This is a genomic window from Streptomyces sp. NPDC050416, assembly GCF_044458845.1.
Taxonomy (GTDB): domain Bacteria; phylum Actinomycetota; class Actinomycetes; order Streptomycetales; family Streptomycetaceae; genus Streptomyces.
Genome location: NZ_JBITII010000001.1, coordinates 508,532 through 533,158 on the forward strand (window position 1 = coordinate 508,532; position 24,627 = coordinate 533,158).

At 71.5% G+C, this 24,627-nt stretch carries 20 protein-coding genes; 12 read left to right on the forward strand and 8 right to left on the reverse strand.

Translation table 11 applies throughout. The features are described 5' to 3' along the window. Positions 1-2: 2 nt before the first annotated feature. Both ACIBL4_RS02300 and ACIBL4_RS02305 read right to left on the reverse strand, forming a co-directional pair. Entirely contained in the window at positions 3-623 is a 621-nt protein-coding gene (locus ACIBL4_RS02300) for a TMEM175 family protein (protein WP_399405635.1), read from the reverse strand. A gap of 65 nt (positions 624-688) precedes the next feature. After that, positions 689-1,717: a LacI family DNA-binding transcriptional regulator gene (locus tag ACIBL4_RS02305; RefSeq protein ID WP_399405637.1), complete on the reverse strand. Its 1,029-nt coding sequence runs from the start codon at positions 1,715-1,717 to the stop codon at positions 689-691. A gap of 108 nt (positions 1,718-1,825) precedes the next feature. On the opposite strand from ACIBL4_RS02305, the gene ACIBL4_RS02310 reads away from it, so the two are divergent. The 4 genes from ACIBL4_RS02310 (at position 1,826) to ACIBL4_RS02325 (ending at position 5,931) form a co-directional block, all read left to right on the forward strand. Further along, positions 1,826-2,983 carry a phytanoyl-CoA dioxygenase family protein gene (locus ACIBL4_RS02310; protein WP_399405639.1) on the forward strand — a complete coding sequence of 386 codons (1,158 nt, stop codon included), beginning with the start codon at positions 1,826-1,828 and terminating at the stop codon, positions 2,981-2,983. 8 nt (positions 2,984-2,991) lie between these two features. After that, positions 2,992-3,768, forward strand: coding sequence for an SDR family oxidoreductase (locus ACIBL4_RS02315; RefSeq protein ID WP_399405641.1), 777 nt, complete (start codon positions 2,992-2,994; stop codon positions 3,766-3,768). Between the two features lie 145 nt (positions 3,769-3,913). Then, positions 3,914-4,918, forward strand: a complete 1,005-nt coding sequence (locus ACIBL4_RS02320) for a Gfo/Idh/MocA family oxidoreductase (RefSeq protein WP_399405643.1) — start codon at positions 3,914-3,916, stop codon at positions 4,916-4,918. Next, positions 4,915-5,931, forward strand: a complete 1,017-nt coding sequence (locus ACIBL4_RS02325; RefSeq protein ID WP_399405645.1) for a Gfo/Idh/MocA family protein — start codon at positions 4,915-4,917, stop codon at positions 5,929-5,931. Before ACIBL4_RS02320 ends, ACIBL4_RS02325 begins: the two co-directional genes overlap by 4 nt. 44 nt (positions 5,932-5,975) lie before the next feature. On the opposite strand, the gene ACIBL4_RS02330 is transcribed toward ACIBL4_RS02325, so the two are convergent. From ACIBL4_RS02330 to ACIBL4_RS02350, 5 genes are read right to left on the reverse strand one after another with little or no spacing between them, the layout of a single operon-like run. Next, the gene (locus ACIBL4_RS02330; protein ID WP_399405647.1) at positions 5,976-6,995 is read right to left on the reverse strand and encodes a Gfo/Idh/MocA family protein; all 1,020 of its coding nucleotides are present in this window, start codon (positions 6,993-6,995) and stop codon (positions 5,976-5,978) included. Between the two features lie 18 nt (positions 6,996-7,013). Next, positions 7,014-7,916 (reverse strand): sugar phosphate isomerase/epimerase family protein, encoded by a 903-nt coding sequence (locus ACIBL4_RS02335; RefSeq protein WP_399405649.1) that lies wholly within the window; start codon positions 7,914-7,916, stop codon positions 7,014-7,016. Position 7,917: 1 nt separating this feature from the next. Next, a complete protein-coding gene (locus ACIBL4_RS02340; RefSeq protein ID WP_399405651.1) occupies positions 7,918-8,829 on the reverse strand; it encodes an ATP-binding cassette domain-containing protein in 912 nt (303 codons plus the stop codon). 5 nt (positions 8,830-8,834) lie between these two features. Then, positions 8,835-9,911 carry an ABC transporter permease gene (locus tag ACIBL4_RS02345; protein ID WP_356922816.1) on the reverse strand — a complete coding sequence of 359 codons (1,077 nt, stop codon included), beginning with the start codon at positions 9,909-9,911 and terminating at the stop codon, positions 8,835-8,837. Then, entirely contained in the window at positions 9,911-10,930 is a 1,020-nt protein-coding gene (locus tag ACIBL4_RS02350; protein ID WP_399405653.1) for a sugar ABC transporter substrate-binding protein, read from the reverse strand. Before ACIBL4_RS02350 ends, ACIBL4_RS02345 begins: the two co-directional genes overlap by 1 nt. Before the next feature lie 322 nt (positions 10,931-11,252). On the opposite strand from ACIBL4_RS02350, the gene iolC reads away from it, so the two are divergent. From iolC to ACIBL4_RS02390, 8 genes are all read left to right on the forward strand, one after another. Next, positions 11,253-12,230, forward strand: a complete 978-nt coding sequence (iolC, locus tag ACIBL4_RS02355; protein ID WP_399405655.1) for a 5-dehydro-2-deoxygluconokinase — start codon at positions 11,253-11,255, stop codon at positions 12,228-12,230. A gap of 12 nt (positions 12,231-12,242) precedes the next feature. After that, entirely contained in the window at positions 12,243-13,121 is an 879-nt protein-coding gene (locus ACIBL4_RS02360) for a deoxyribose-phosphate aldolase (RefSeq protein WP_399405657.1), read from the forward strand. A 38-nt stretch (positions 13,122-13,159) separates the two neighbouring features. Next, entirely contained in the window at positions 13,160-14,053 is an 894-nt protein-coding gene (iolB, locus tag ACIBL4_RS02365; protein WP_399405659.1) for a 5-deoxy-glucuronate isomerase, read from the forward strand. Then, positions 14,050-15,924: a 3D-(3,5/4)-trihydroxycyclohexane-1,2-dione acylhydrolase (decyclizing) gene (iolD, locus tag ACIBL4_RS02370; protein ID WP_399405661.1), complete on the forward strand. Its 1,875-nt coding sequence runs from the start codon at positions 14,050-14,052 to the stop codon at positions 15,922-15,924. Before iolB ends, iolD begins: the two co-directional genes overlap by 4 nt. A 55-nt stretch (positions 15,925-15,979) precedes the next feature. Beyond that, a complete protein-coding gene (locus ACIBL4_RS02375; protein WP_399405663.1) occupies positions 15,980-17,476 on the forward strand; it encodes a CoA-acylating methylmalonate-semialdehyde dehydrogenase in 1,497 nt (498 codons plus the stop codon). A gap of 20 nt (positions 17,477-17,496) precedes the next feature. Continuing rightward, positions 17,497-18,282 (forward strand): GntR family transcriptional regulator, encoded by a 786-nt coding sequence (locus ACIBL4_RS02380; protein ID WP_399405665.1) that lies wholly within the window; start codon positions 17,497-17,499, stop codon positions 18,280-18,282. An 87-nt stretch (positions 18,283-18,369) separates the two neighbouring features. After that, the gene (gene galE / locus ACIBL4_RS02385; protein ID WP_399405667.1) at positions 18,370-19,467 is read left to right on the forward strand and encodes a UDP-glucose 4-epimerase GalE; all 1,098 of its coding nucleotides are present in this window, start codon (positions 18,370-18,372) and stop codon (positions 19,465-19,467) included. A 72-nt stretch (positions 19,468-19,539) separates the two neighbouring features. After that, entirely contained in the window at positions 19,540-22,653 is a 3,114-nt protein-coding gene (locus ACIBL4_RS02390; RefSeq protein WP_399406540.1) for a putative bifunctional diguanylate cyclase/phosphodiesterase, read from the forward strand. Between the two features lie 63 nt (positions 22,654-22,716). Here the strand turns inward: ACIBL4_RS02390 and ACIBL4_RS02395 are convergent, their stop codons facing one another. Continuing rightward, a complete protein-coding gene (locus tag ACIBL4_RS02395) occupies positions 22,717-24,567 on the reverse strand; it encodes a glycoside hydrolase family 15 protein (RefSeq protein ID WP_399405669.1) in 1,851 nt (616 codons plus the stop codon). Positions 24,568-24,627: the final 60 nt, after the last annotated feature.

Here is a 24,627-nt window from a genome sequence, read left to right on the forward strand (position 1 = left end):
GGTCAGCGGCCTGCGGAGGGCTTGCGGACCCATCGGGTGAGCGCGTATTTGGCCGGGAAGAGGACGAGCCACCACCACATGGCCGCGACGCCGATCGTCAGAGCCAGCGGGATGGTGACGAGGAACACCGCCACCGTCGTGGCCATGTCGAGGCCGTAGAGTCGGAAGCCTTCCTCCGGCACCGCGCCGCCGCGCAGCCAGGGGCGGACGGCGAGCAGGGTGGCCAGCGCGAGGTGGCTGGCGCCGAGAGCCGCGACGGCCGCCGCGTAGATGGCGACCGACGCGGGTTCGGTGCCGTAGTCCGAGATCAGCCTGGTGGGAAAGGGCAGCAGAGCCGCCACGCCCAGACCGAGCACGGTCAGCGAGATCACCTGTCCGTCGACCTGCCGGACGGAGCGGAAGATCCTGCGGTGATCGCGCCAGAAACCGGCCAGCACCACCACGCTGAGTGCGTAGGCCCCCAGGTCCGGGAGAAGCTCGCGCAGAGCGCGGTGGTACTCCGCGGTGCCGAGCCCGCGGGGCACGGAAAGGTCCAGGACCAGCAGGGTGATGGCGATCGCGAACACCCCGTCGGAGAGTGCCAGCAGTCGGTCGGGCGGGCCGTCCGGGGTCGAATTCCGCATGCGCACGACGGTAGGCAGCCGGGGGGCGCCGAGCGGGGATACACGCCAGGGCGGCACCGGCGGTGTCACCGTACGGGCGGGGGCATGTTGTACGGCGTCACCACCTGGATCGCCGACGGCAGCGACGGACCGGCCGGCGGCAGCGCCCCGTGGGCCCGCATGACGGTGTGGCAGGCCTCGCGCACGTCCTGGCGCAGGTCGTGGTGGAGCACGGCGGACAGGCGGTGCGCGCGCAGCAGCCGGGTGTTGTCGTGGTCGAGGTCGTGCGCGACGAACACGGCGCACTCGCGGCCGAGGTCGTCGAAGGCCTGCAGCGTGGCGATGTTGCCGCCGCCGATCGAGTACACGGCGCGGATGTCCGGGTCGCGTTCCAGCGCGGACCGGACGAGGTCGTACTGGGTGGCGTCAAGACCCTGCCCCTCGGCGATCTCGACCAGCGTGCGCTCGGGATGCCGGGCCCGCATGACGCTGCGGAAGCCCATCTCGCGCTCCTCCTCGTTGCGGAAGAATCCGCTGCTGAGGCTGGTCAGGATGTTGCCCGGGCGCTCCCCCAGCCACTGGCCCGTCAGATAGGCGGCCGTCGCGCCGGCCGCCCGGTCGTCGATGCCGACGTAGGCGAGGCGGGCGCTGGCGGGCAGGTCGGTCACCAGGGTCACGACCGGGATGCCGGCGGCTGCGAGGCGGCCGACGGCGGCGGTGACCTCGGGGACGTCCGGGGCCTTGAGGATCACGCCCTGCGAGCCGCGCCGGGCGATCCGGTCCAGGATCCGCACCAGCTCCCCGACCGGGCCGGTCTCGCGGAAGTGGAAGCGGGAGCGCAGCACCGCCGGGTGCAGGGACGGCAGCTCGGCCTCCAGGGCGGCGCGGATCGCGGTGGTGAAGCGCTCGGGCGCCTGCATCACGATGTCGACCATGAAGGTCCGGCCGACGAGCCGGACCTGGGTGCGCTGCCGGTCCAGGTCGGCGATGGCCTGGCGCACCTCCCGGGCCGTGCTCTCGCGCACCCCTCCCCTGCCGTTCAGGACCCGGTCGACGGTCGCCTCGCTCAGGCCCGCCTGACGTGCGATCTCCCGGATCGGGAAGGGGTGGCCCATGCTCCGGCTCCTTGAGGGGTTTTTGATGGCTCACTGCTGGTTGTTCGAGGGGTTTGTACTGACAAGAATGGCAGGGCTGCGTCGCTCCGTGACCCCGAAGGGACGACGATGTCCTTCACTTCCGTACACCGCCGCGCCTGGCTGTCCGACCAGGACTGCCACCTCGACGCGTTCCGCGCGCTGGTCGAGCAGGCGACCGATCCCGCCGACTATCCGCACGCCTCCGCCGTGGAGCGGAACGTGCCGGTCTACGACACCGGCCTGCTCGAAGGCGACCGGGTGGTCCAGGCCGAGCTGGTGCGGGCGCTCGCCGACGGGCCCGGCATCGTCGTCTTCCGCGGCGCCTTCCCCGACCCGGAGGTCGTGGACCGGACCACCGCCGTGTTCGACGCCCTGATCGCCGAGCAGCGCGCCTCGGGTGCCACGGCCGGTGACCACTTCGCGAAGCCGGGCGCCAACGACCGGGTGTGGAACGCGCTGGAGAAGGCGGCCCTGTACGACGCGGAGGTGTTCTGCGACTACTACGCCAACGACGTCCTCGCCCTCGTGGCGACGGCCTGGCTGGGCCCCGGCTACCAGGTCACCTCGCAGCTCAATGTGGTCAACCCGGGCGGCGCCGCCCAGACCGCGCACCGCGACTACCACCTGGGCTTCCTGTCCGACGAGGCCGCCGCCGCCTACCCCGGGCACGTGCACCGCCTCTCCCCCGTGCTGACCCTCCAGGGCGCGGTCGCGCACTGCGACATGCCGGTGGAGTCCGGGCCGACGATGTACCTGCCGCACTCGCAGAAGTACGAGCCGGGCTATCTCGCCTGGCGGCGCCCGGAGTTCCGGGCGTACTTCGAGACGCACCAGGTGCAGCTGCCGCTCGCGAAGGGCGACGCGGTCTTCTTCAACCCGGCCCTCTTCCACGCCGCCGGCACCAACCGCTCGGCGGACATCCGGCGCATGGCCAACCTGCTGCAGGTGTCGTCCGCGTTCGGGCGCGCGATGGAGACGGTGGACCGGGAGGCCGTGGCGAACGCGGTGTATCCCGTCCTGCTGAAGCGGAAGGCCGAGGGCGCGAGCGACGCGTGGCTGGCCAACGTGATCGCGGCGAGCGCCGAGGGCTACCCCTTCCCGACCAACCTCGACAGCGACCCGCCGGTCGACGGCCTGGCCCCGCCCTCGCAGGCGGACCTCGTACGGCGGGCCCTGTACGAGGGGTGGCCGCCGGAGGCGCTCCGCGCGGAGCTGCGGGCCGGTACCGAACGACGAGAGAGCTGAGGAACCTCGTGGGACTTCTCGACGACAAGATCGTCCTTGTCAACGGCGGCACTCAGGGTGTCGGCGCCGCCATCGCGCGGGCCGCGGTCCGCGAGGGGGCGGTCGTGGCCGTCACCGGGCGGCGCCCCGGGCCCGGTGAGGCCCTGGTGGCGGAGCTGACCGCCGCGGGCGGCAAGGCCCTGTACGTGCGGGCCGACCTGTCGGACGCGGAGCAGACGAAGGCCTCCGTGGCCCGGGTCGTGGAGGCGTACGGCCGGGTCGACTGCCTCGTGAACTCCGCCGGGCTGACCTCCCGGGGGACGCTGCTGGACACCACGCCCGAGTTGTTCGACCAGCACATCGCGATCAACCTCAAGGGGCCGTTCTTCGCGATGCAGGCGGCGGTCGCGGACATGGTGGCGCGCGAGGCGCCCGGCACGGTGGTCAACATCATCACGTCGTCGGCGCATGGGGGTCAGCCCTTTCTGGCGCCGTACGTCGCGGCGAAGGCCGGCCTGATCGGGCTGACGCGGAACGCCGCGCACGCGCATCGGTGGGACCGGGTGCGGATCAATGGGCTGAACATCGGCTGGACGGCGACGGAAGGGGAGGATGCGACGCAGAAGGCCTTCCACGGGGCCGGGGACGACTGGCGTGAGGAGGCTGCCGCGAAGTTGCCGATGGGGAAGTTGGGCCAGCCGGATGAGATCGCCGACTTTGTTGTGTTTCTGCTGTCGGAGCGGTCCGGGGTGGTCACCGGGTCGGTGATCGATTGGGACCAGAACGTGTTGGGCGGACTCGACTAAGGATTTGCCGCGCATTGTCGTCGGTCGTGTGCGGCGCCGTGGTGGCTGGTCGCGCCCACGCGGCGGAGCCGCATATCAGCACAGCCCCGCGCCCCCAAAAAAAGGGGCGTAGCACCACCCCCTGTTGACAATAGGAGCAATACCCATGCGTATCGGAATCCTCGGGCTCGGCCGTATCGGGGCCTTTCACGCCGAGACCCTTTCCGGGCTCGACGTCGTCGAGTCCCTCGTCGTCACCGATCCGTTCGCGGACGCCGCCAAGGCCGCCGCCGAGCGGTTCGGGGCCGTGGTCGTGGACTCGCCGGAGGCCCTGCTGGCCGCCGGCGTGGACGGCATCGTCGTCGCGGCCGCCACGGACGCCCATCCCGCGCTGATCCTGGCCGGGGTCGAGGCCGGCATCCCGGTCTTCTGCGAGAAGCCCGTCGCCAAGACCATGAGCGAGGGCGTCGAGGTGCTGAAGGCCGTCCAGGGCAAGGACGTGCCGATCCAGATCGGCTACAACCGCCGCTTCGACACCGGTTTCGTCAACGCCCGCGCCGCCGTGCAGAGCGGGGAGCTCGGCATGCTGCACACGGTCCGCTCGACCACGCTGGACCCGGCGCCGCCGCCCGCCGCGTACATCGCCGCCTCCGGCGGCATCTTCCGCGACTGTTCGGTGCACGACTTCGACATCATCCGCTGGGTGACGGGCCGCGAGGTGACCGAGGTGTACGCCGTGGGCGGCAACCGCGGTGCCGACTTCATCAAGGAGGCCGGTGACGCCGACACCACCGGCGCGATCCTCACCCTGGACGACGGCACCATCGCGGTCGTCTCCAACTCCCGCCACAACGCCCGTGGTTACGACGTCCGCATGGAGATCCACGGCTTCACGGACTCCATCGCCGTCGGTCTGGAGGACAAGCTGCCGCTGCGCTCGGTCGAGCCCGGCGTGACCTTCCCGGCGGGCACCCCGCACGACTTCTTCATGGACCGCTTCACCGCCGCCTACCGCGCCGAACTGACCGCGTTCACCGAGGTCGTCGCCGGCACCCGCCCCTCCCCCTGCACGATCGAGGACGCCCTGGAGGCGGGCTGGATCGCCGACGCGTGCACACTGTCGCTGCACGAGCACCGTCCCGTGACGATCGAGGAGGTACGGCAGGCATGAGCGAGAAGGGCCGGGAACCACTGCGCATAGGAGTGCTGGGAGCCGCGCGGATCACCGAGCGGTCCCTGATCGACCCGGCCCGGGCGACCGGCCACCGCCTCGTCGCGGTGGCCGCCCGCGACCACGCCCGAGCCGAGGCGTTCGCCGCCGAGCACGGCGTGGAGCGGGTGGCGGGTTCGTACGCCGAGCTGGTGGCCGATCCCGAGGTCGACATCGTCTACAACCCGCTCGCCAACGGCCTGCACGGCCCGTGGAACCTGGCCGCCCTCGCGGCGGGCAAGCACGTGCTGTCGGAGAAGCCGTCGGCGAGCAACGCGCGGGAGGCGGCGGAGGTCCGGGAGGCCGCGGTCAAGGCCGGGACGGTCTTCATGGAGGCCTTCCACTACCTCTTCCACCCGGTCACCCGCCGCCTGCACGAGCTCCTGGACTCGGGTGAACTCGGCGAACTGCGGCACGTGGAGGCGATGGTCGCCATCGCCGCCCCGCCGGACACCGACCCGCGCTGGTCGCTGCCGCTGGCCGGCGGCGCCCTGATGGACCTGGGCTGCTACAGCCTGCACGCGCTGCGCATGCTCGCCCCCTGGGCGGGCGGCCCGCCCCGCCTGGCCGGTGCCCGGGGCGGGGAGCGCGCGGGTGCGCCCGGGGTCGACGAGTGGCTGGACGCCGACCTGGAGTTCCCCGGCGGCGCTACCGGCTCGGCCCGCTGCCACATGGCGTACGAGGGGCTGGAGATGAGCATCCGGATCACCGGCTCCCGGGGCGAGGCGACGGCCCCGAACTTCGTGCTGCCGCAGATGGACGACCGGATCGTGGTCCGCACCCCGGAGGGCGAGCGCACGGAGCGCCTCGGGACGCGCTCGTCGTACACGTACCAGCTGGAGGCGTTCGCGGCTCGCGTGCGTGACGGTGCGGCGCTGCCGCTGGACGAGGACGACGCGGTGACGACGATGGCGCTCATCGACGACTGTTACCGGGCAGCCGGGTTCGAGCCCCGGCCCCGTACCGGGATCTGAGAACACGCCGGGCGGGCCGGGGCACCCCGGCCCGCCCGGCGTGTTCACGCGTACAGCGCGGGCTTCTCGACCAGTTCGACCTCGACCCGGCCGCCGTCCTCCAGCGCCCGCACCCCGGCCTCGCACACCGCGGCGGCGGCGTAGCCGTCCCAGACGCTCGGGCCGGTCACCTCGCCGCGGCGGGTGGCGTCGACCCACGCCTGGACCTCCCGGTCGTAGGCGGTCTCGAAGCGTTCGGTCCAGTCCTGGGCGATGGTGCCGCCCCAGCGGCCGGCCATGTTGGTGACCAGGGCGTGGCCGTCGCCGATGCGTGCGGTGCCGCGTTCGCAGACCACCTCCGCCTGCACCTGGTAGCCGAAGCCGCAGTTGACGAAGATCTCCACGTCGGAGAGGGCGCCGCCGTCGGTCTCGAAGACGACGAACTGCGGATCGCGCAGTCCGTCGGGGGCGTTGGCGGACGGTGCCGGGCGCAGCACCGTGACCGCCGTGATCTCGTGGTCGAGCAGCCAGCGGGTCGCGTCCGCCTCGTGGGCGACCGAGTCGCTGATGAGCATGGAGCTGGTGAAGAAGGGCGGGCTGGCGACGTTGCGGTGCCGGTTGTGCACCATCAGCGGACGGCCCAGCTGACCCGTCGTCAGCAGGGCCTTCAGCTTCGCGTACTCGGGGTCGTAGCGGCGCATGAAGCCGACCTGGACACGGCGGTGGCCGAGACGCAGTTCGGCTTCGAGGACACGCAGGGCGGAGGCCGCGTCGGGGGTGAGCGGCTTCTCGCACAGGACGGGCAGATCGCGCTCGAAGGCGGCGAGCAGCGTGGCCTCGTGGGCCGGGCCCGGGGAGGCGATCAGGACGGCGTCGACGTCGGCGGCCGCCAGCGCGGCGGCCGGGTCGGTGTGGGCGGCGCAGCCGTCGACGCGGGCGGCGACGGCCTTCGCGCGTTCCGCGTCCACGTCGGCGACGGCCACCACCCGTGCTCCGCTGATGACTTCGTGGATGCGGCGCACATGGTCCGCGCCCATCCTTCCGGTACCGATGACCGCGACTCCCAGAGTGGCGCGCTCAGCCATGGCCGTCCTTTCGGGTCGTCAGGCGCCGCAGGACCTCAGGAACTTGCGGGTGCGCACCGCGATCGGCAGCGGCTTGTCCGGCTCGCAGGGGTACATGTCCTGCTCGACGATGGCGAACAGGTCCACGCCGAGCTTCTGGGCGGCCGTGAGCACGGGACCCAGTTCGGGGACACCGGCGGGCGGTTCGCACATGACTCCGCGTGCCACGGCGGGGCCGAACGGCATCTCATTCTTGACGACGTCGGCGAGGATGTCCGGGTCGACCTGCTTGAGGTGCAGATAGCCGATGCGCTCGCCGTACGTCTCGATCAGCTTGACGCTGTCGCCGCCGCAGTAGGCGTAGTGCCCGGTGTCCAGGCAGAGGTTGACCGCGTCGGAGTCGGTGGAGTCGAGGAACTGCTCGACGTGCTCCTCGGTGTCGATGTGGGTGTCGGCGTGCGGGTGGACGACGATGTCCAGGCCGTACCGGTCCTTCACCTCACGGCCGAGGCGCTCCATGCCCGTGGTGAGGTTGCGCCACTGCTCGGGGGTGAGCTCCGGGGGCTCCAGGATCTCGGCGGTCTTGTCGTCCCGCCAGAAGGACGGGATGACGACCAGGTGCTTCGCGTCCATGGCCTGGGTGAGGGCGGCGACCCGGCTGACCTGCTCCCAGGTGGAGTCCCACTCGGACGGGCCGCGGTGCAGGCCGCAGAAGATCGTGCCGGCGGAGACCTTCAGGTTCCGCTTGGCCACCTCGTCGGTGAGCCGGGCCGGGTCGGTCGGCAGGTAGCCGTACGGGCCGAGTTCTATCCACGAGTAGCCGGCCTCGGCGACCTCGTCGAGGAAGCGTTCCCAGGGCACCTGCTGGGGGTCGTCGGGGAACCAGACGCCCCAGGAGTCGGGGGCGGAGCCGACCCGGATGCGGTCGAGCGCGAGGGCCATGTCAGGACTTTCCTTCCGAAGACGTGGCTACGGGGGCGGTGAGGTCTCCCGCCTCGGGGAGCTCCTCGACGTCGACGCCGCGGACCTGCGCCAACTCGTGCTTGAGGGAGGCCAGTTCGGTGCCGCCGGCCATGTGGTTGGTCAGCTCCTCGAGGCTGACCTCGCTGCGGGAGGCGGACAGTTCCATGGTGCCCAGGCGCAGCACGCTGAAGTGGTCGCCGACCATGTAGGCGTGGTGCGGGTTGTGGGTGATGAAGATGACGCCGAGGCCCTTCTCGCGGGCGGCGGCGATGTACTTCAGCACCACACCGGACTGCTTGACGCCGAGGGCGGCGGTCGGCTCGTCGAGGATGAGGACGCGGGCGCCGAAGTAGACGGCGCGGGCGATCGCGACGCACTGGCGCTGGCCGCCGGAGAGCGTGCCGATGGGCTGCTCCATGTCGTCGAGGACGATGCCCATGTTGCGCAGTTCCTCGTCGGCGGTCTTCTTCATCTTCTCGATGTCGAGACGGCGCAGCGGCCAGGGGCCCTTGGTCATCTCGGAGCCGAGGAAGAAGTTGCGCCACACCGGCATCAGCGGGACGACGGCGAGGTCCTGGTAGACCGTGGCGATGCCCTTGTCGAGGGCCTCGCGCGGGGTGGAGAAGCGCACGGGTTCGCCGTCGACGAGGAACTCGCCCTCGGTGTGCTGGTGCAGACCCGAGATGATCTTGATGAGGGTGGACTTGCCGGCGCCGTTGTCGCCGAGGACGCAGGTGACCTGGTTGGGGAAGACCTTCAGGTCGACGCCGTGCAGGGCGCGGATGTTGCCGTAGGACTTGCCGGCGCCGCGGAGTTCGACGAGGGCTCGGTCCTCCGCGGACGGCGTGTCCTTCAGGACGGCCCCGTGGGTGCCGGTTTCGTTGCTGGTCATTGCGGTCACCTCCGGGTCGCCGTGCGCTGGACCCACAGATTGATGAGGACGGCGCCCAGGAGCATCACGCCGAGGAAGGCCTTGAACCAGTCCGGGTTCCAGCCGGCGTAGACGATGCCCTGCTGCACCATGCCGAACATGAAGGCGCCGAAGACCGGGCCGATCGCGGAGCCGTAGCCACCGGTCAGCAGACAGCCGCCGATGACGGCCGCGGCGATGTAGATGAGCTCCTGGCCCACGCCCTCGCCGGACTGCACGGTGTTGAACGAGAACAGCTGGTGCATGCCGACGAACCAGGCGCCGAAGCCGACCAGCATGAACAGGGAGATCTTGGTGAAGGTCACCGGGACACCGACGGCCCGGGCGGAGTGCTTGTTGCCGCCGACCGCGAAGATCCAGTTGCCGTACTTGGTGCGCAGCAGCACCCAGGTGGCCAGGGCCGCGAAGACCAGCCACCACACCACGGTGATCTTGACGTTGACCCCGCCGACCTCGAACGTCGACGCGAAGATCTTCTGCGCCTGGGAGAAGCCGTCCATGTCGCTGATGTCGTCCGTGGCGACGTTGCCGGTGACCAGCTTGGTCACGGCGAGGTTCACGCCCTGGAGGATCAGGAAGGTGCCGAGGGTGACCAGGAAGCTGGGCAACCCGGTCTTGACCAGCAGCCAGCCGTTGAACGCGCCGATCGCGAGCGACACGAGCAGGGCGACGATCACGCCGACCCAGACGTTCATGGTCAGCTGGTAGCTGAGCATCGACGCGGTGAGCGCCGAGGTGATCACCGCGACACCGGCCGACAGGTCGAACTCGCCGCCGATCATCAGCAGGGCCACGGGCAGCGCCATGATCCCGATGGTCGACGACTGGTACAGGATGTTGGCCATCGAACTGCCGTCGCGCACCGGCGGTGCCGCGAACAGGAAGAACACGAGCACGGCGACGGCGCCGAGGAAGACGCCGACCTCGGGCCGGGCCAGCAGCCGCAGCGCCAGCGGGCGCTGCCGCGTGCGGCCGTCGGACTGCTTGGGGCCGGGGGCCGGCGGTGTGTCCACCGCCGGCGTGGCCTGCTGGGTCATGCTCATCACCGGGTGCCCTTCGCGGCGAACTCCCCGATCTTGTCGACGTTGGACTTGTCGACGAAGGCCGGGCCGGTCAGCACGGGCTGCTCGCCGCCGCCGCTGTAGTTGCCGTTGTTCTTGTAGAGCCACAGGCCGTCGACGGCCAGGTAGCCCTGGAGGTAGGGCTGCTGGTCGACGGCGAACTGGATGTCGCCGGCCTTGATGGACTTGATCAGGTCCTTGTTCAGGTCGAAGGTGGCGATCTTCGCCTTGCTGCCGGCGTCGGAGACCGACTGCACCGCGGTCAGCGCGAAGGGGGCGCCGAGGGTGACGACGTAGTCGATGGAGGGGTCCTGCTTCAGCTTGGCGGTGATCGTCGACTTCACGGCCGGCATGTCGGTGCCGTTGACGTTCTGCGGGTCGACCTTGCCCTCGAAGGTCTTCGCCACGCCGTCGCAGCGCTGCGTCAGGCCGACGTTGCCCTGCTCCTGCATGACGCAGAGGACGTTCTTGGCGCCGACCTCGTTGAGCTTCTTGCCGAAGGCCTCGCCCGCGACGGACTCGTCCTGGCCGAAGAACTCCAGCAGGTTGAGCTTCTTCCAGTCGCTCAGGCCGGAGTTGAGTCCGACCACGGGTATGCCGGCCTTCTCGGCCTTGCCTATGACGCCCTTGAGGGCGTCGGGCTTGGCCAGGGTGACGGCGATGCCGTCGACCTTCTGGTCGATCGCGTTCTGGACCAGGTTGGCCTGGTTGCCCGCGTTCGGGTCGGCAGAGTAGACGAGCTTGATGTTGTCCTTGGCGGCGGCGGCCTCGGCGCCCTTGCGCACGGTGTCCCAGAAGGTGTCACCGGGAGCCTGGTGCGTGACGAGGGCGACGGTCATACGGGGCGTGGTCGCCTTGCCGGCGGAGGCGTTCGCGGCGCCTTCCTCGGACTTCTTGCCCCCGGAACTGCTGGAGCAGCCGGCGAGGGTCAGGGCCGCCGCCGCGGCAACGGCGACAACCGGCGCGATCCTGCGGGAGCGGGGGTGAGAAGAGCGGTCCATCTTTCCTGGCACCTCACTGTGCTACTGCGGGGGAAAGGGGAGGGATCACGAGGGATCCGTGGTCCCGGAGCCTTACGGAGTCCGGATCATGATGCCGCAAACAGACTGTTGCGATGCCACGGGATACAAGTCCTTGCCGCGCTCGCTGTCAATACTTTGTTAAGACATCATTTCACAAGCAGGTCCGAATGTAAGTACAAACTATTGACAGGGTCGTCCTTCGCCGCCTACACCTGTAGGGCGGCAGGTCCCAGGTCACCCACGCCCCACGGTGTCAGGCGGGCTCAGGACCCGCATCCCCAGCTTCCCGAGGAGGTCGCGCATGGCCGAGCCAGCCCAGTATTTCGACTTGATCACGATGGGCCGCATCGGGGTCGACCTCTATCCCCTCCAGACCGGCGTCCCGCTGCCCCAGGTGGAGACGTTCGGGAAATTTCTGGGAGGTTCGGCGGCCAATGTGGCGGTCGCCGCGGCGCGCCTCGGACGCCGTACGGCCGTGATCACCCGGACCGGCAACGACCCCTTCGGCACCTACCTGCACGAGGAGCTGACGTCCTTCGGCGTCGACGACCGCTGGGTCACCCCGGTCGACGCCCACCCGACGCCGATCACCTTCTGCGAGATCTTCCCGCCGGACGACTTCCCGCTGTACTTCTACCGCCGCCCCAAGGCCCCCGACCTGGAGATCCACACCGACGAGCTGGACTTCTTCGCGATCCGCGGGGCCCGGATCTTCTGGATCACCGGGACCGGCCTGAGCGAGGAGCCGAGCCGCTCCGCCACGCTCGCCGCCCTCAAGGCCCGCGACAAGGCCGGGATCACCGTCTTCGACCTCGACTGGCGGCCGATGTTCTGGGCCGACCCCGAGGAGGCCCGCCCGTACTACCGCGAGGCGCTGCGCCACGCCACCGTCGCGGTCGGCAACCTCGACGAGTGCGAGATCGCCACCGGCGTGCGCGAACCGCAGGCCTGCGCCGACGCGCTGCTGGAGGCGGGCGTGGAACTGGCCGTCGTCAAGCAGGGCCCCAAGGGCGTCCTGGCCGTGCACCGCGACGGCACCCGCGCCGAAGTGCCGCCGGTGCCGGTCGAGGTGGTCAACGGCCTGGGCGCGGGCGACGCCTTCGGCGGCTCCCTCTGCCACGGCCTGCTCGCCGGCTGGGACCTGGAGAAGACCATGCGGCACGCCAACGCCGCCGGCGCCCTCGTCGCCTCACGCCTCGCCTGCTCCTCCGCGATGCCCGCCGAGTCCGAGGTCGAGGACCTCCTCGCCACGGTGTCGTCGCCGAGCACGAGTCACTGAACGGAGCCTGCATTGAACATCGGCATCCCCGACCTCACCACGGTCCGGGCCCGCAATCCCGAGGCCGTCGCCGAGGCGGCCGCCCGCCGGGTGCGCCGCCCGCTGATCGGCGACAGCGGCCGGCTGATGATCGTGGCCGCCGACCACCCGGCGCGCGGCGCCCTCGCGGTCGGCGACCGGCGCCTGGCCATGGCCAACCGCGCCGACCTGCTGGAACGGCTCTGCCTCGCGCTGTCGCGGCCCGGGGTCGACGGGGTGCTCGCCACCGCCGACATCCTGGAGGACCTGCTCCTGCTCGGGGTGCTGGAGAACAAGGTCGTCATGGGCTCGATGAACCGCGGCGGCCTCGCCGGCGCCGTGTTCGAGATGGACGACCGTTTCACCGGCCACCGCGCCGAGGACATCGCCCGGCTCCGCTTCGACGCCGGCAAGCTCCTGGTCCGCATCGACTACGACGACCCGGGCTCGCTCACCACCCTGGAGTCCACCGCCCGTGCCATCGACGCCATGGCCGCCCGGCAACTCCCCCTGTTCGTCGAGCCGTTCATCTCCCGGCGGGTCGACGGAAAGGTGCGCAACGACCTGTCCGCCGAGGCCGTCACCCGCTCCATCGCGATCTCCGCGGGCCTGGGCGGCACCTCCGCCTACACCTGGCTGAAGCTGCCCGTCACCGACGACCCGGACGACATGGCCCAGGTGCTGGAGACCTCCACGCTCCCCGTCGTCCTGCTCGGCGGCGAGGTCGGCGGCGACCAGGAGGGCGCGTACGAACGCTGGCGCAAGGCCCTGCGCCTGCCCACCGTGCAGGGCATGGTCGTCGGGCGCTCGCTGCTCTACCCGGCCGGGGGCAGCGTGGAAGAGGCGGTGGACACGGCCGTCGGTCTGTTGTGAGTCGCTCTGTCGGCCTGTTGTGACCCGAAAGGCACACGATGACGTATCACCTCCCCGCGGGTAAGGCCCTCGGCGGCCCCTACACCGTCGACGTCACGCCGGAGAAGGCCGGCTGGGGACACTCCAGCCTGCGGATCCTGCAGCTGCCGCCGGGCGGCACGCACTCCTTCGAGGCCGGCGACAGCGAGTGGATCGTCGTCCCGCTCAGCGGCGGCTGCACGGTCGCCGCGACGGACGACTTCGGCCAGGACACCTTCGAGCTCCAGGGCCGCAGGGACGTCTTCAGCGGCGTCAGCGACTTCGCGTACGTGCCGCGCGACGCCCGGGCGACCGTGACGTCCGCCGCCGGCGGCCGGTTCGCGCTGACCGGCGCGCGCTGCACCCGCCGGCTGCCCGCCCGCTACGGCCCCGCCTCCGAGGTGCCCGTGGAACTGCGGGGCACCGGCAACTGCTCCCGGCAGGTCAACAACTTCGGCGCGGCCGGGGTCTTCGAGTGCGACAAGCTCATCGCGGTCGAGGTGATCACCCCGGGCGGCAACTGGTCGTCGTTCCCGCCGCACAAGCACGACGAGCACCGGCCGGGCGAGGAGTCCGTGCTGGAGGAGATCTACTACTTCGAGTTCGCCGGCCACGACGGCATCCCCGGCCTCGGCTACCAGCGCGTCTCCCCGTCCGGCCCGGGCCGCGACACCGATGTCCTGGCCGAGGTCCGCGACGGCGACGTCGTGCTGATCCCGGACGGCTGGCACGGGCCGTCGATGGCCACGCCCGGCCACCACATGTACTACCTCAACGTCATGGCGGGCCCGGAGGCCGAGCGCGCCTGGCTGATCTGCGACCACCCCGACCACGCCTGGGTCCGCGACACCTGGCCGGACCAGCCGGTCGATCCCCGACTGCCCCTCTACACCGCCCCGGAGACCTCCGCATGAGCGCCACCACCCGCCGACTGACGACCGCCCAGGCGCTGGTGCGGTTCCTGTCCGTCCAGTACACCGAGCGGGACGGCGTGCGGCGCCGGCTGATCGCCGGGACCTGGGGCATCTTCGGCCACGGCAACGTGGCGGGTGTCGGCCAGGCCCTCCTGGAGGCGGGCGAGGGCGTCATGCCGTTCCACCAGGGCCGCAACGAGCAGTCGATGGTGCACGCGGCGGTCGGCTACGCCCGGCACCTCAACCGCCTGTCCGCGCAGGCCGTGACGACCTCGATCGGCCCGGGCGCCACCAACCTGGTCACCGGTGCCGCCCTGGCGACGATCAACCGGCTGCCGGTGCTGCTCCTGCCCGGTGACTACTTCGCCTCGCACTCCGCCGACCCGCTGCTCCAGCAGCTGGAGCACCCGGTCGAGGCCGACGTGTCGGTCAACGACACCCTGCGCCCGGTGTCGAGGTACTTCGACCGCATCACGCGCCCCGAGGCGCTCATCCCGTCGGCGCTCCAGGCGATGCGCGTGCTGTCCGACCCGGCCGAGACCGGCGCCGTCACCCTGGCCCTGCCCCAGGACGTGCAGGCGGAGGCGTACGACTGGCCGGAGGAGTTCTTCGCCGAGCGCGTCTGGTACGTACGGCGTCCCGCGCCGGACCCCGTGGAGCTGACGGCGGCGGTCGAGGCGATCCGGTCGGCCGAGCGCCCCCTGATCGTCGCGGGCGGCGGCGTCCACCACAGCGAGGCGGAGGCGGCGCTGAAGGCGTTCACGGACGCCACCGGCATCCCCGTCGCCTCCACCCAGGCGGGCAAGGGGTCACTGCGCCACGACCACCCCGCCGACCTCGGCGGCATCGGCCACACCGGCACGGCCGTCAGCGACGACCTCGCCCGCACCGCCGACCTCGTCATCGGCGTGGGCACCCGCTACACGGACTTCACCACGGCCTCCGGCACGCTCTTCCAGAACCCGGACGTGCGGTTCCTCAACCTCAACATCACCGGCTTCGACGCGCACAAGCTGGCCGCGCGCACGCTGGTGTGCGATGCGAAGTCAGGCCTCGAGAGGCTGCTGGAGGCGCTCTCCGGCCACCGCGTGAGCGAGGCGTACGAGGCCGAGTACCGCGCCGGCAAGGAGCGCTGGGACGAGGTCGTCGAGGCGGCCTACCGCGCCGACGATGAGAGCGCGGTCCCGACCCAGACGCAGGTGCTCGGCGCGCTGGACGCGGCCGTGGGCGACGACGACGTGGTGATCAACGCGGCCGGGTCGCTCCCCGGCGACCTGCACAAACTGTGGCGCTCCCGCAGCCCGCGCCAGTACCACCTGGAGTACGGCTACTCCTGCATGGGCTACGAGATCCCGGCCGGCATCGGCGTCCAGCAGGCCGCTCCCGGTACGCCGGTGTGGGCGCTGGTCGGCGACGGCACCTACCTGATGATGCCGACGGAGATCGTCACGGCCGTCCAGGAGGGTCTGCCGCTCAACATCGTCCTCCTCCAGAACCACGGCTACGCCTCCATCGGCGGGCTGTCGGAGGAGACCGGCGGCGAGCGGTTCGGCACCGCCTACCGGTTCCGGGCCGCCGACGGCACCTTCACCGGCGCCCCGCTGCCCGTCGACCTGGCCGCCAACGCGGCCAGCCTCGGCATGGACGTCCTGCGCGCCAAGACGGTGCGCGAACTGCGCGAGGCGCTGGCCGCGGCCCGCGCCTCCGACCGGCCGACGTGCGTGTACGTCGAGACCGACCCGGCCCCGACCGCTCCCCCGGCCGAGGCCTGGTGGGACGTGCCGGTGGCCGAGACCGCCTCCCGCGAGGCCGCCGTCGAGGCCCGCGAGCGCTACGACCGGCAGGTCGCCGGACGCCGTCGCCACCTGTGAACACCCGCTGCACTCCAGGCTTGAATCCCAGGCTCACGAAAGGCCCTTGCGCACCATGAAGACCATCACCCACTGGATCGACGGCAAGCCCGTCGAGGGCACCTCCGGCCGCTTCGGCCCCGTCTACAACCCGGCCACCGGCGCCCAGGAGAAGCAGGTCGCGTTCGCGGCCGTCGACGACGTGGACGCCGCCGTCGCCTCCGCCAAGGCCGCCTTCGAGTCCTGGGGTGAGTCCTCGCTCGCCAAGCGCACGGCGGTGCTGTTCAAGTACCGCGAGCTGCTGGACGCCCACCGCGACGAGATCGCCGAGCTGATCACCGCCGAGCACGGCAAGGTGCACTCCGACGCGCTCGGCGAGGTCGCGCGCGGCATGGAGATCGTCGAACTCGCGTGCGGTATCAGCGTCCAGCTCAAGGGTGAGCTGTCCACGCAGGTCTCCACCCGGGTCGACGTGGCATCGATCCGCCAGCCGCTGGGCGTGGTCGCGGGCATCACGCCGTTCAACTTCCCGGCGATGGTGCCGATGTGGATGTTCCCGCTGGCCATCGCGTGCGGCAACACGTTCGTGCTGAAGCCTTCGGAGAAGGACCCGTCGGCCTCCTTCCGCCTGGCCGAGCTGGCCTCCGAAGCGGGCCTGCCGGACGGCGTCCTGAACGTCGTGCAGGGCGACAAGACGGCCGTGGACCGCATTCTGGAGCACCCGGACATCGAGGCGGTCTCCTTCGTCGGCTCGACCCCGATCGCCAAGTACATCCAGCTCAAGGCGGTCGAGCACGGCAAGCGGGTGCAGGCCCTGGGCGGCGCCAAGAACCACATGCTGGTCCTGCCCGACGCCGACCTGGACCACGCCGCCGACCAGGCCATCAACGCGGCGTACGGCTCGGCGGGCGAGCGCTGCATGGCCGTGTCGGTCGTGGTCGCGGTCGGCGACACCGGCGACGAGCTGGTCGGCAAGATCGCCGAGCGGGCGAAGAACCTGAAGATCGGCCCGGGCAACGACCCGGCGTCCGAGATGGGCCCGCTGATCACCCGCGAGCACCGCGACAAGGTGGCGTCGTACGTGGCGTCGGCCGCCGAGCAGGGCGCGGAGGTCGTCGTCGACGGCACCGGCTTCTCGGTCGAGGGCCACGAGGACGGCTTCTTCCTCGGCGTCTCCCTCCTGGACCGGGTGCCTCTGACGGCGGACGCGTACCGCGACGAGATCTTCGGCCCGGTGCTGTGCGTGGTCCGCGCGGACACGTACGAAGAGGCCATCAAGCTGATCAACGACTCCCGCTGGGGCAACGGCACCGCGATCTTCACCCGGGACGGCGGCGCCGCCCGCCGCTTCCAGCTGGAGGTCAAGGCGGGCATGGTCGGCGTCAACGTGCCGATCCCGGTCCCGGTCGGCTACCACTCCTTCGGCGGCTGGAAGGACTCGCTCTTCGGCGACCTGCACGTCTACGGCAACGACGGCATCGCCTTCTACACCCAGGGCAAGGTGATCACCACGCGCTGGCCGGACCCGGCCGACGCCGGCGGCATCAACCTCGGTTTCCCGAGCAACTCCTGACGCCCAAGGGGGGATCATCCATGGCGAGGACCGGTGGCCGGGCCCGCACCGCGGCCGCTCCCGCGCTCAGCTCGCTGGACTTCGCCCTGGACCGTGGCAGCCCCGTGCCGCTGTACTACCAGCTCGCGCGGCAGCTGGAGGCGGCGATCGAGCACGGGGCCCTCGCCCCGGGGGACCTCCTGGGCAACGAGGTCGACCTCTCGGTACGCCTCGGCCTGTCCCGTCCCACGGTCCGCCAGGCCATCCAGTCCCTCGTCGACAAGGGGCTGCTGGTCCGGCGGCGCGGGGTGGGCACGCAGGTGGTGCACAGCCAGGTCAAGCGCCCGCTGGAGCTGAGCAGCCTCTACGACGACCTGGAGGAGGCCGGGCAGGGGCCCACCACGCAGGTCGTGCGCCTCGAGGTCGTCCCGGCCTCCTGTGACGTGGCCGCCGCCCTCGGCGTCGCGGAGGGCAGCGAGGTCACCGTCCTGGACCGGCTGCGCTGCACGCACGGCCAGCCGGTGGCCCTGCTGTGCAACTACCTGCCGACGTCTCTCGTGCCCCTCGACGACACACGCCTGGAATCGACGGGCCTGTACCGCGTGATGCGCTCGGCGGGCATCACCCTGCACAGCGCCCGGCAGCGCGTCAGCGCCCGCGCGGCCACCGCGCAGGAGGCCGCCCGGCTGGACGAGGAGGAGGGCGCGGCGCTGCTCACCATGCAGCGTACGGCCTACGACGACACCGGCCGCGCGGTCGAGTACGGGACGCACCTCTACCGGGCGTCGCGGTACACGTTCGACTTCCAGTTGCTGGTGAGACCTTGACCGGACCCCGAGCCCGGGTGCAAAGTCGTACATATACACCGTAAACATACGGTGCCGCCCCGACCGCACCCGACGCGGGAGTCTGGTATGGCCCGCAGGAACCAGTCGCCGACCGCTCGAGGGTCCCGATCTTCCTGGGCGCCCTCGACGGTCCTCGTCACGGGCGGGGCCGGTTTCATCGGCAGTCACACCTGCGTGGAACTGCTGGACCACGGCTACGAGGTGATCGTGGTCGACGACTACTCCAACAGCACTCCGCAGGTCTTCGCCCGGGTGGAACGGATCGCCGGCCGCTTCGTCGGCGCCGTCTACGAACTGGACATCCGTGATCGGCACGCCCTCTCGGCCGTCTTCGACCGACACTCCGTGGACGCCGTCGTGCACTTTGCCGCGCACAAGGCGGGGGGCCTGTCGACACGGATGCCCGTCCCGTACTACGACACCAACGTCGGCGGCACCACCGCCCTGCTGCGGACCATGCACGAGCACGGCGTGCACCGGCTGGTCTATCCGTCCTCCTGCTGGGTCTACGGCGACGCCGGGCGCGGTCCGCTCGACGAGAACACGCCCGCCCGTCCCGGAACGCCGTACGCGGCCTCGAAGTGGATCTGCGAACAGATCCTCGCCGACGTCTGCCGCCGCGATCCCGGCTACACGGTGGTGTGCCTGCGCTATCCCGTGCCGGCCGGGGCCCACCCCAGCGGTCTGCTCGGCGAGGACCCGCGCCACACCCCCGAGAACCTGCTGCCGTACCTCGCGCAGGTGGCCGTCGGCCGGCGCGACAAGCTCTCCGTGTTCGGCGACGACTACCCGACCCGCGACGGCACCGGGATCCGGGACTATCTCCACGTCATGGACGCCGTCGAGGCGCACCGGGTGGCACTGGACCACCTGGGCGGCGCCCCGGGCCTGCACGTGTACAACCTGGGAGGGGGCTCGGGCAGTTCGGTCCTCGACGTGATCGACACGTTCTCGAGAGCCTGCGGCAAACCCCTGCCGTACGACGTCGCGCCGCGTCGCCCAGGGGACGTCGCCGAGCTGGTCGCCGACGCGACGGCCGTGACACGCGCCTGGGGCTGGCACCCCACCAGGGACCTGGCCGACGTGTGCCGGGACGCCTGGCGCTTCCAGCGGCTCAACCCGGACGGATATGTGGAGTCCGCGCACCCGGAGACGAAGGACTAGGCCGTCATGCGGCCCCTGGCTTTGCGCGCGACCCGTACGGCGAGTCGTAACGCGCCCCCCGCTCGCCGGCTGATGGCCGTTCACCTCACGCTGGTCGGGGTCCTCACCGCTCTCTACATGAGTGTTCCGTCCCTGCGTACGCCGCTGTGGGCCCTCATCGGACTGGCGGGGGCGACGGCCGTGCTCGTGGGTGTGCGGGTCCACCGGCCCGCACACCGCTGGCCGTGGCTGGTGCTGGCCGCCGGGCTGCTGGCCTTCGCCGCAGGCGACACCTACTACAACGCGCAGGAGGCGTACTTCTCCGCGTCGAATCCGTTCCCGTCGCCGGCGGACGCCTGCTACCTCCTCGGGTACCCCCTGTTCGCCCTGGGGCTGTCGGGGCTGGCGCGCTACCGCTGGGCGGGCCGTGACCTGCCGGGCCTGCTGGACGCCGTGGTCATCACGGCCGGGCTCGCCCTGCCGGTGTGGGTGTACCTGGTGCAGCCGCTGGCCCGGCTGGAGGGGCTGAGCTGGCCACAGCGCGCGATCAGCATCGCCTACCCGCTCGGGGACGTCCTGGTCCTGGCCCTGCTGGTCCGGCTCCTGACCCGCGGCCCGGGGCTCGGCCCCAGTCGCGCCGTCCAGCTGCTCGTCCTGGGCACCCTCACCCTGCTCTGCTCCGACATCGCCTACGGCGTCCTCCGGCTCAACGGCACCTGGCAGGCGGGCACGCTGCTGGACTCGGGCTGGATCGTCTTCTACACGGCCTGGGGACTGGCCGCGCTGCACCCCTCCATGGCGCGGCCGGCCGCCGCGGACTCCGCTCCGCGGTCCCTGCTGCCGCCCCGGCGCCGGCTGCTGCTGCTCGGCATCGCGACACTGACCCCGCCCGCGATCCTCGTCCACGAGGAGAGCCAGGGCCTGGTCTACGACGCCAGGAAACTGGCCGCGCTCTCCGGCGTGCTGTTCCTGCTGGTGATCTTCCGGCTCACCCTGATGGTCGTCGCGCACCGCAGAGCCATGACCCGGGAACTGGCCCTGCGCACCGCCGCCGCCTCCCTGGTCGGGGCCTTCTGGCCGGAGGAGATCGCGCGGGCCTGCGACGCGGCGGTCACCGCCCTCTTCGGGCCGCAGGGCCGCCACGCGACGCTGCTCCTCTCGGCCGGGGAGACGCAGGACCTGTACGCCCGTCTGACACGCTCGCCCTGCCCCCGTGGCACCGACTGCGGCGAGGCCGCGCGGGACGGGCCGGGCGGCCTCGCCCGCAGCCGCACCCTCATGGTTCCGGTCCTTGCGCTGGGACCGGGCCTCGCCGCCCGGATCGGCGGCCTGCCGACCGCCCTGCTCTGTCCCATGGTCCAGCCCGAGCGGCCGGACGGCGGCGAGCTCCCGGGAGCGCTGCTGGCGGCCGGCTCCGAGCGGCAACTCACCGAGATGCGCGGCTCGCTGGAGCTGCTCGCCTCGCACACGGGGCTGGCGACGGAACGCATCGCGCTCCGCCGGGAGGTCATCCACAAGGAGAGCGAGGCCTACTTCCGCACCCTGGTGCACAACGCCTCGGACGTCATCCTCATCGTCAACGACGACACCACCGTCCGTTACGCCAGTCCGTCCGCGCGGACCGTGTTCGGCGGTGCCGCGCTCACCGGGATGCGGCTGCCGGACCTGGTCGACCCCCGGGAGCGGGACCGGGCGGTCCGCACCCTGGCAGACCCGCGCGGCAGCGGGCGCCAGGAAGCGTACGACCTGTGGCGGGTGGTCCGGGACACGGACCGCATCGAGGTGGAGGTGCGCTGCCGTGACCTGCGGCTGGACCCGACCATCGGCGGTCTGGTCGTCACCCTGCGCGACGTCACCGAGCAGCGGCAGCTGGAGCACGAACTCACCCAGCGGGCCTTCCACGACTCCCTGACCGGACTGCCCAATCGCACTCTGCTGCTGGAGCGGACCGAACGCGCGCTGCGCCGGGGTCACCGGGAGGCGACGACCACGTGTCTGCTCTTCGTCGACCTGGACGATTTCAAGATCGTCAACGACACGCTCGGCCACGCGGTCGGCGACCGGCTGCTGTGTGCCGTGGCAGAACGCCTGTCGGGGACGCTGCGCCGTACCGACACCGCCGCCCGGCTCGGCGGCGACGAGTTCGCCGTGCTGATGGAGGACGCCCACGAGCCCCTCGACGCCGAGGTGCTGGCCGCACACGTGGTCCGCACGCTCAGCCGGCCGTTCCACCTGGCGGAGGAGTCGGTGGGCGTCTCGGCCAGCGTGGGCGTGGCCACGGCCAGGGACAGCACGGACGCCGGGGAACTGCTGGCGCTCGCCGATCTGGCGCTCTACGCGGCCAAGGCGTCCGGCAAGCGCACCTGGCGCCGGTTCGAGCCCCAGCAACGGGTCCGGGTGGTGGAGCGGCACGACCTCCAGGCGCGGCTCGACAAGGCCGTCAGCGAGGAGGAGTTCGGCCTGCGCTACCAGCCCGTGGTGGAGATCGCCGGGGGCGAGGTCGTCGGCTTCGAGGCACTGGCCCGCTGGCCGGAGCTCGGGCCCGATCCGGTCCCGCCGGGGCAGTTCATCCCGCTCGCCGAGGAGACCGGGCACATCTCGGCACTGGGAGCCTGGGTGCTGCGCCGGGCCACGGCCGACATCGCCCGGCTCCAGCACCGCACGCGGCTGCTCGACCCGCCGCCGTATCTCAGCGTCAACGTGTCCGCCCGGCAGTGGCGGGATACGGGCTTCCTGGACGAGGTGTGCACCGCCCTGGACAGCACCGGCCTCGCCCCCGGCACGCTCCAGCTGGAACTCACCGAGTCGGTGCTCATGCGGCGGACCGACCAGATCGACGCGCAGATCCAGGCGCTGAAGGACCGCGGGGTGCGCATCGCCGTCGACGACTTCGGCACCGGGTTCTCCTCGCTGCGCTATCTCCGTGACTTCCCCGTCGACGTACTCAAGATCGACAAGTCCTTCATCGACGGCATCCCGGAGGACCCCCGGCAGGTCGCCCTGGTCGAGGGCATCGTCCATCTCGCCGACACGCTCGGCCTCCAGGTGATCGCCGAGGGCATCGAGGAGCAGCCCCAGCGGGAACTGCTGGCGGACATCGGCTGCCGGTACGGGCAGGGCTTCCTGTTCGCCCGTCCGTTGACGGTCGAGCAGGGCGAGGCGGTGCTGCGGCGGCGGAACGCCGAGGGGGCGTCGGCGCAGGACTGAGCGGGCCGGCACGGGACTGACCTGACTGCCAGAGGGCGCGCGGATGTGCGAGACCGGGCCGGGTCACCGTCGGCCGGCCGGCACCGCGCTACGGCGTCTACGGGACGAAGTCCATGACGGTGCTGGTGTGGGCGGCGGTGACAGGCCGAACGCCGTCTCCACCAGCGCGATGTGACTGAAAGCCTGGGGCGCGTTGCCCAGTTGGCGACCCGTGTCCGGGTCCCACTGCTCGGCCAGCAGACCGACGTCGTTGCGGATGGCGAGGACCCGCTCGAAGGCCTCGCGGGCCTGCTGCCGGTGCCCCGTCACGGCGAGGGCGTCGGCGTACCAGAGCGAGCACGACACGAACGTGCCCTCGGCGCCGTCGATGCCGTCCGCCTGCCCGGGCCCGGCACCGCCCTGCGCGTACCGGCGTACGAACCCTCCGCGCTTGAGGCCGTCCATGGCGCGCACGGTCCCGCGCACCCGCTCGTCGCGGGCAGGCAGGAACCCGACCCGGGGAATGAGCAGGGCTGAAGCGTCCAGGCCCGGCGCGCCGTACGACTGCACGAAGGACGCCTGGGCAGGGTCCCAGCCCTCCCGGCAGACCTGCCGGTGCACCTCGTCCCGCATGGCCTGCCATTCCCCGGCGGAGGCGTTGCGTCCGAGCAGTTCACCCATGCGCACGGCACGGTCGGCGGCCACCCACGTCATCACCTTGGAGTGCGTGAACTGCCGCCGCGGGCCCCCCACCTGCCACAACCCCTGGTCCGGTTCGCGCCAGTGTCGGAGCAGGAAGCCCATGAGCGACTCGACCACGTCCCACACATGAGCGGGCATCGGGATCCCGGCGCGCAGCGACAGCCACAGCGTGTCCATGACCTCGCCGTACACGTCCAGCTGGAAGCCGCCCACCGCCGAGGTCCCGAACCGCACGGGCCGGGACCCCTCGTAACCGGACAGCCAGGGCGCCTCGGTCTCCGGCAGCAGCCGCTGCCCCTTGACTCCGTAAACGGTCTGCAGATCGGCGGGGTCCCCCGCGAGGGCCCGCACCAGCCAGCCCAGCCATGCCGTGGCCTCGTCCCGGTATCCGCTGCGCAGCAGGCAGGACAGGGCGCTGGTGGAGTCGCGCAGCCAGCAGAACCGGTAGTCCCAGTTGCGCTCGCCCCCGATGCATCCGGGCAGCGAGGTGGTGGGGGCGGCGACGATGCCGCCCGTGGGGGCGTAGGTGAGCGCCTTGAGGGTGATGAGGGACCGCACGACGGCGTCCCGCCACGGCCCCTGGTAGCGGCATTGCGCTGCCCAGCGCCGCCAGAAGTCGACGGTCTCCTTCACGGCGGTCTCCGCCGGGACGGACAGGGGCGTGGGCGGCACGGACCGACGGGACGGGGTCCATCCCAGGGTCAGAGCCAGGCGGCGCCCCGCGGTGACGGTGAAGTCCCAGACCGTGGCGTCGGGGTCGCCCCTGTCCCGCACGTGGCCGTCGCCGCCGAGCCAGACGGCGTCCGGTCCGGCGACGGCGACGGTGCAGTGGCCTACCTCCCGGACCCACGGGACGACACGGCCCTGGTGGAACCGGAGCCGCAGTTCGCTGCGCACGTCGACCGTGCCGGACAGTCCCTCGACGATGCGGACGATGCACGGCACGCCGGCACGCGGGGGCATGAAGTCCGTGACACGCACCGCGCCCGTGGCGGTCTCCCACACGGAGTCCAGAACGAGCGTGTCACTTCGGTAGGACCGGCGGGCACAGAGCCCGGCGGCGACGGGGGCGACCCGCCAGCGTCCGTTGTCCTCGGTACCCAGCAGGGCCGCCAGACAGGCGGGCGAGTCGAAACGGGGCAGACACAACCAGTCGACCGACCCGTCCCGGCCGACCATGGCGGCCGTCTCCAGATCGCTGATGAGGGCGTAATCCTCGATGCGTGCGTTCATGATCGGAGGGCTACGCCGTCGTGCACTTTGCCGCTTTCCACCCTACTCCGGTCACACTCC

Coding starts and splice junctions, on each gene's coding strand:
- ACIBL4_RS02300 (WP_399405635.1), bottom strand. CDS start 623: ATGCGGAATTCGACCCCGGACGGCCCGCCCGACCGACTGCTGGCACTC.
- ACIBL4_RS02305 (WP_399405637.1), bottom strand. CDS start 1,717: ATGGGCCACCCCTTCCCGATCCGGGAGATCGCACGTCAGGCGGGCCTG.
- ACIBL4_RS02310 (WP_399405639.1), top strand. CDS start 1,826: ATGTCCTTCACTTCCGTACACCGCCGCGCCTGGCTGTCCGACCAGGAC.
- ACIBL4_RS02320 (WP_399405643.1), top strand. CDS start 3,914: ATGCGTATCGGAATCCTCGGGCTCGGCCGTATCGGGGCCTTTCACGCC.
- ACIBL4_RS02325 (WP_399405645.1), top strand. CDS start 4,915: ATGAGCGAGAAGGGCCGGGAACCACTGCGCATAGGAGTGCTGGGAGCC.
- ACIBL4_RS02330 (WP_399405647.1), bottom strand. CDS start 6,995: ATGGCTGAGCGCGCCACTCTGGGAGTCGCGGTCATCGGTACCGGAAGG.
- ACIBL4_RS02335 (WP_399405649.1), bottom strand. CDS start 7,916: ATGGCCCTCGCGCTCGACCGCATCCGGGTCGGCTCCGCCCCCGACTCC.
- ACIBL4_RS02340 (WP_399405651.1), bottom strand. CDS start 8,829: ATGACCAGCAACGAAACCGGCACCCACGGGGCCGTCCTGAAGGACACG.
- ACIBL4_RS02345 (WP_356922816.1), bottom strand. CDS start 9,911: ATGAGCATGACCCAGCAGGCCACGCCGGCGGTGGACACACCGCCGGCC.
- ACIBL4_RS02350 (WP_399405653.1), bottom strand. CDS start 10,930: ATGGACCGCTCTTCTCACCCCCGCTCCCGCAGGATCGCGCCGGTTGTC.
- iolC (WP_399405655.1), top strand. CDS start 11,253: ATGGCCGAGCCAGCCCAGTATTTCGACTTGATCACGATGGGCCGCATC.
- iolB (WP_399405659.1), top strand. CDS start 13,160: ATGACGTATCACCTCCCCGCGGGTAAGGCCCTCGGCGGCCCCTACACC.
- iolD (WP_399405661.1), top strand. CDS start 14,050: ATGAGCGCCACCACCCGCCGACTGACGACCGCCCAGGCGCTGGTGCGG.
- ACIBL4_RS02375 (WP_399405663.1), top strand. CDS start 15,980: ATGAAGACCATCACCCACTGGATCGACGGCAAGCCCGTCGAGGGCACC.
- ACIBL4_RS02380 (WP_399405665.1), top strand. CDS start 17,497: ATGGCGAGGACCGGTGGCCGGGCCCGCACCGCGGCCGCTCCCGCGCTC.
- galE (WP_399405667.1), top strand. CDS start 18,370: ATGGCCCGCAGGAACCAGTCGCCGACCGCTCGAGGGTCCCGATCTTCC.
- ACIBL4_RS02390 (WP_399406540.1), top strand. CDS start 19,540: ATGGCCGTTCACCTCACGCTGGTCGGGGTCCTCACCGCTCTCTACATG.
- ACIBL4_RS02395 (WP_399405669.1), bottom strand. CDS start 24,567: ATGAACGCACGCATCGAGGATTACGCCCTCATCAGCGATCTGGAGACG.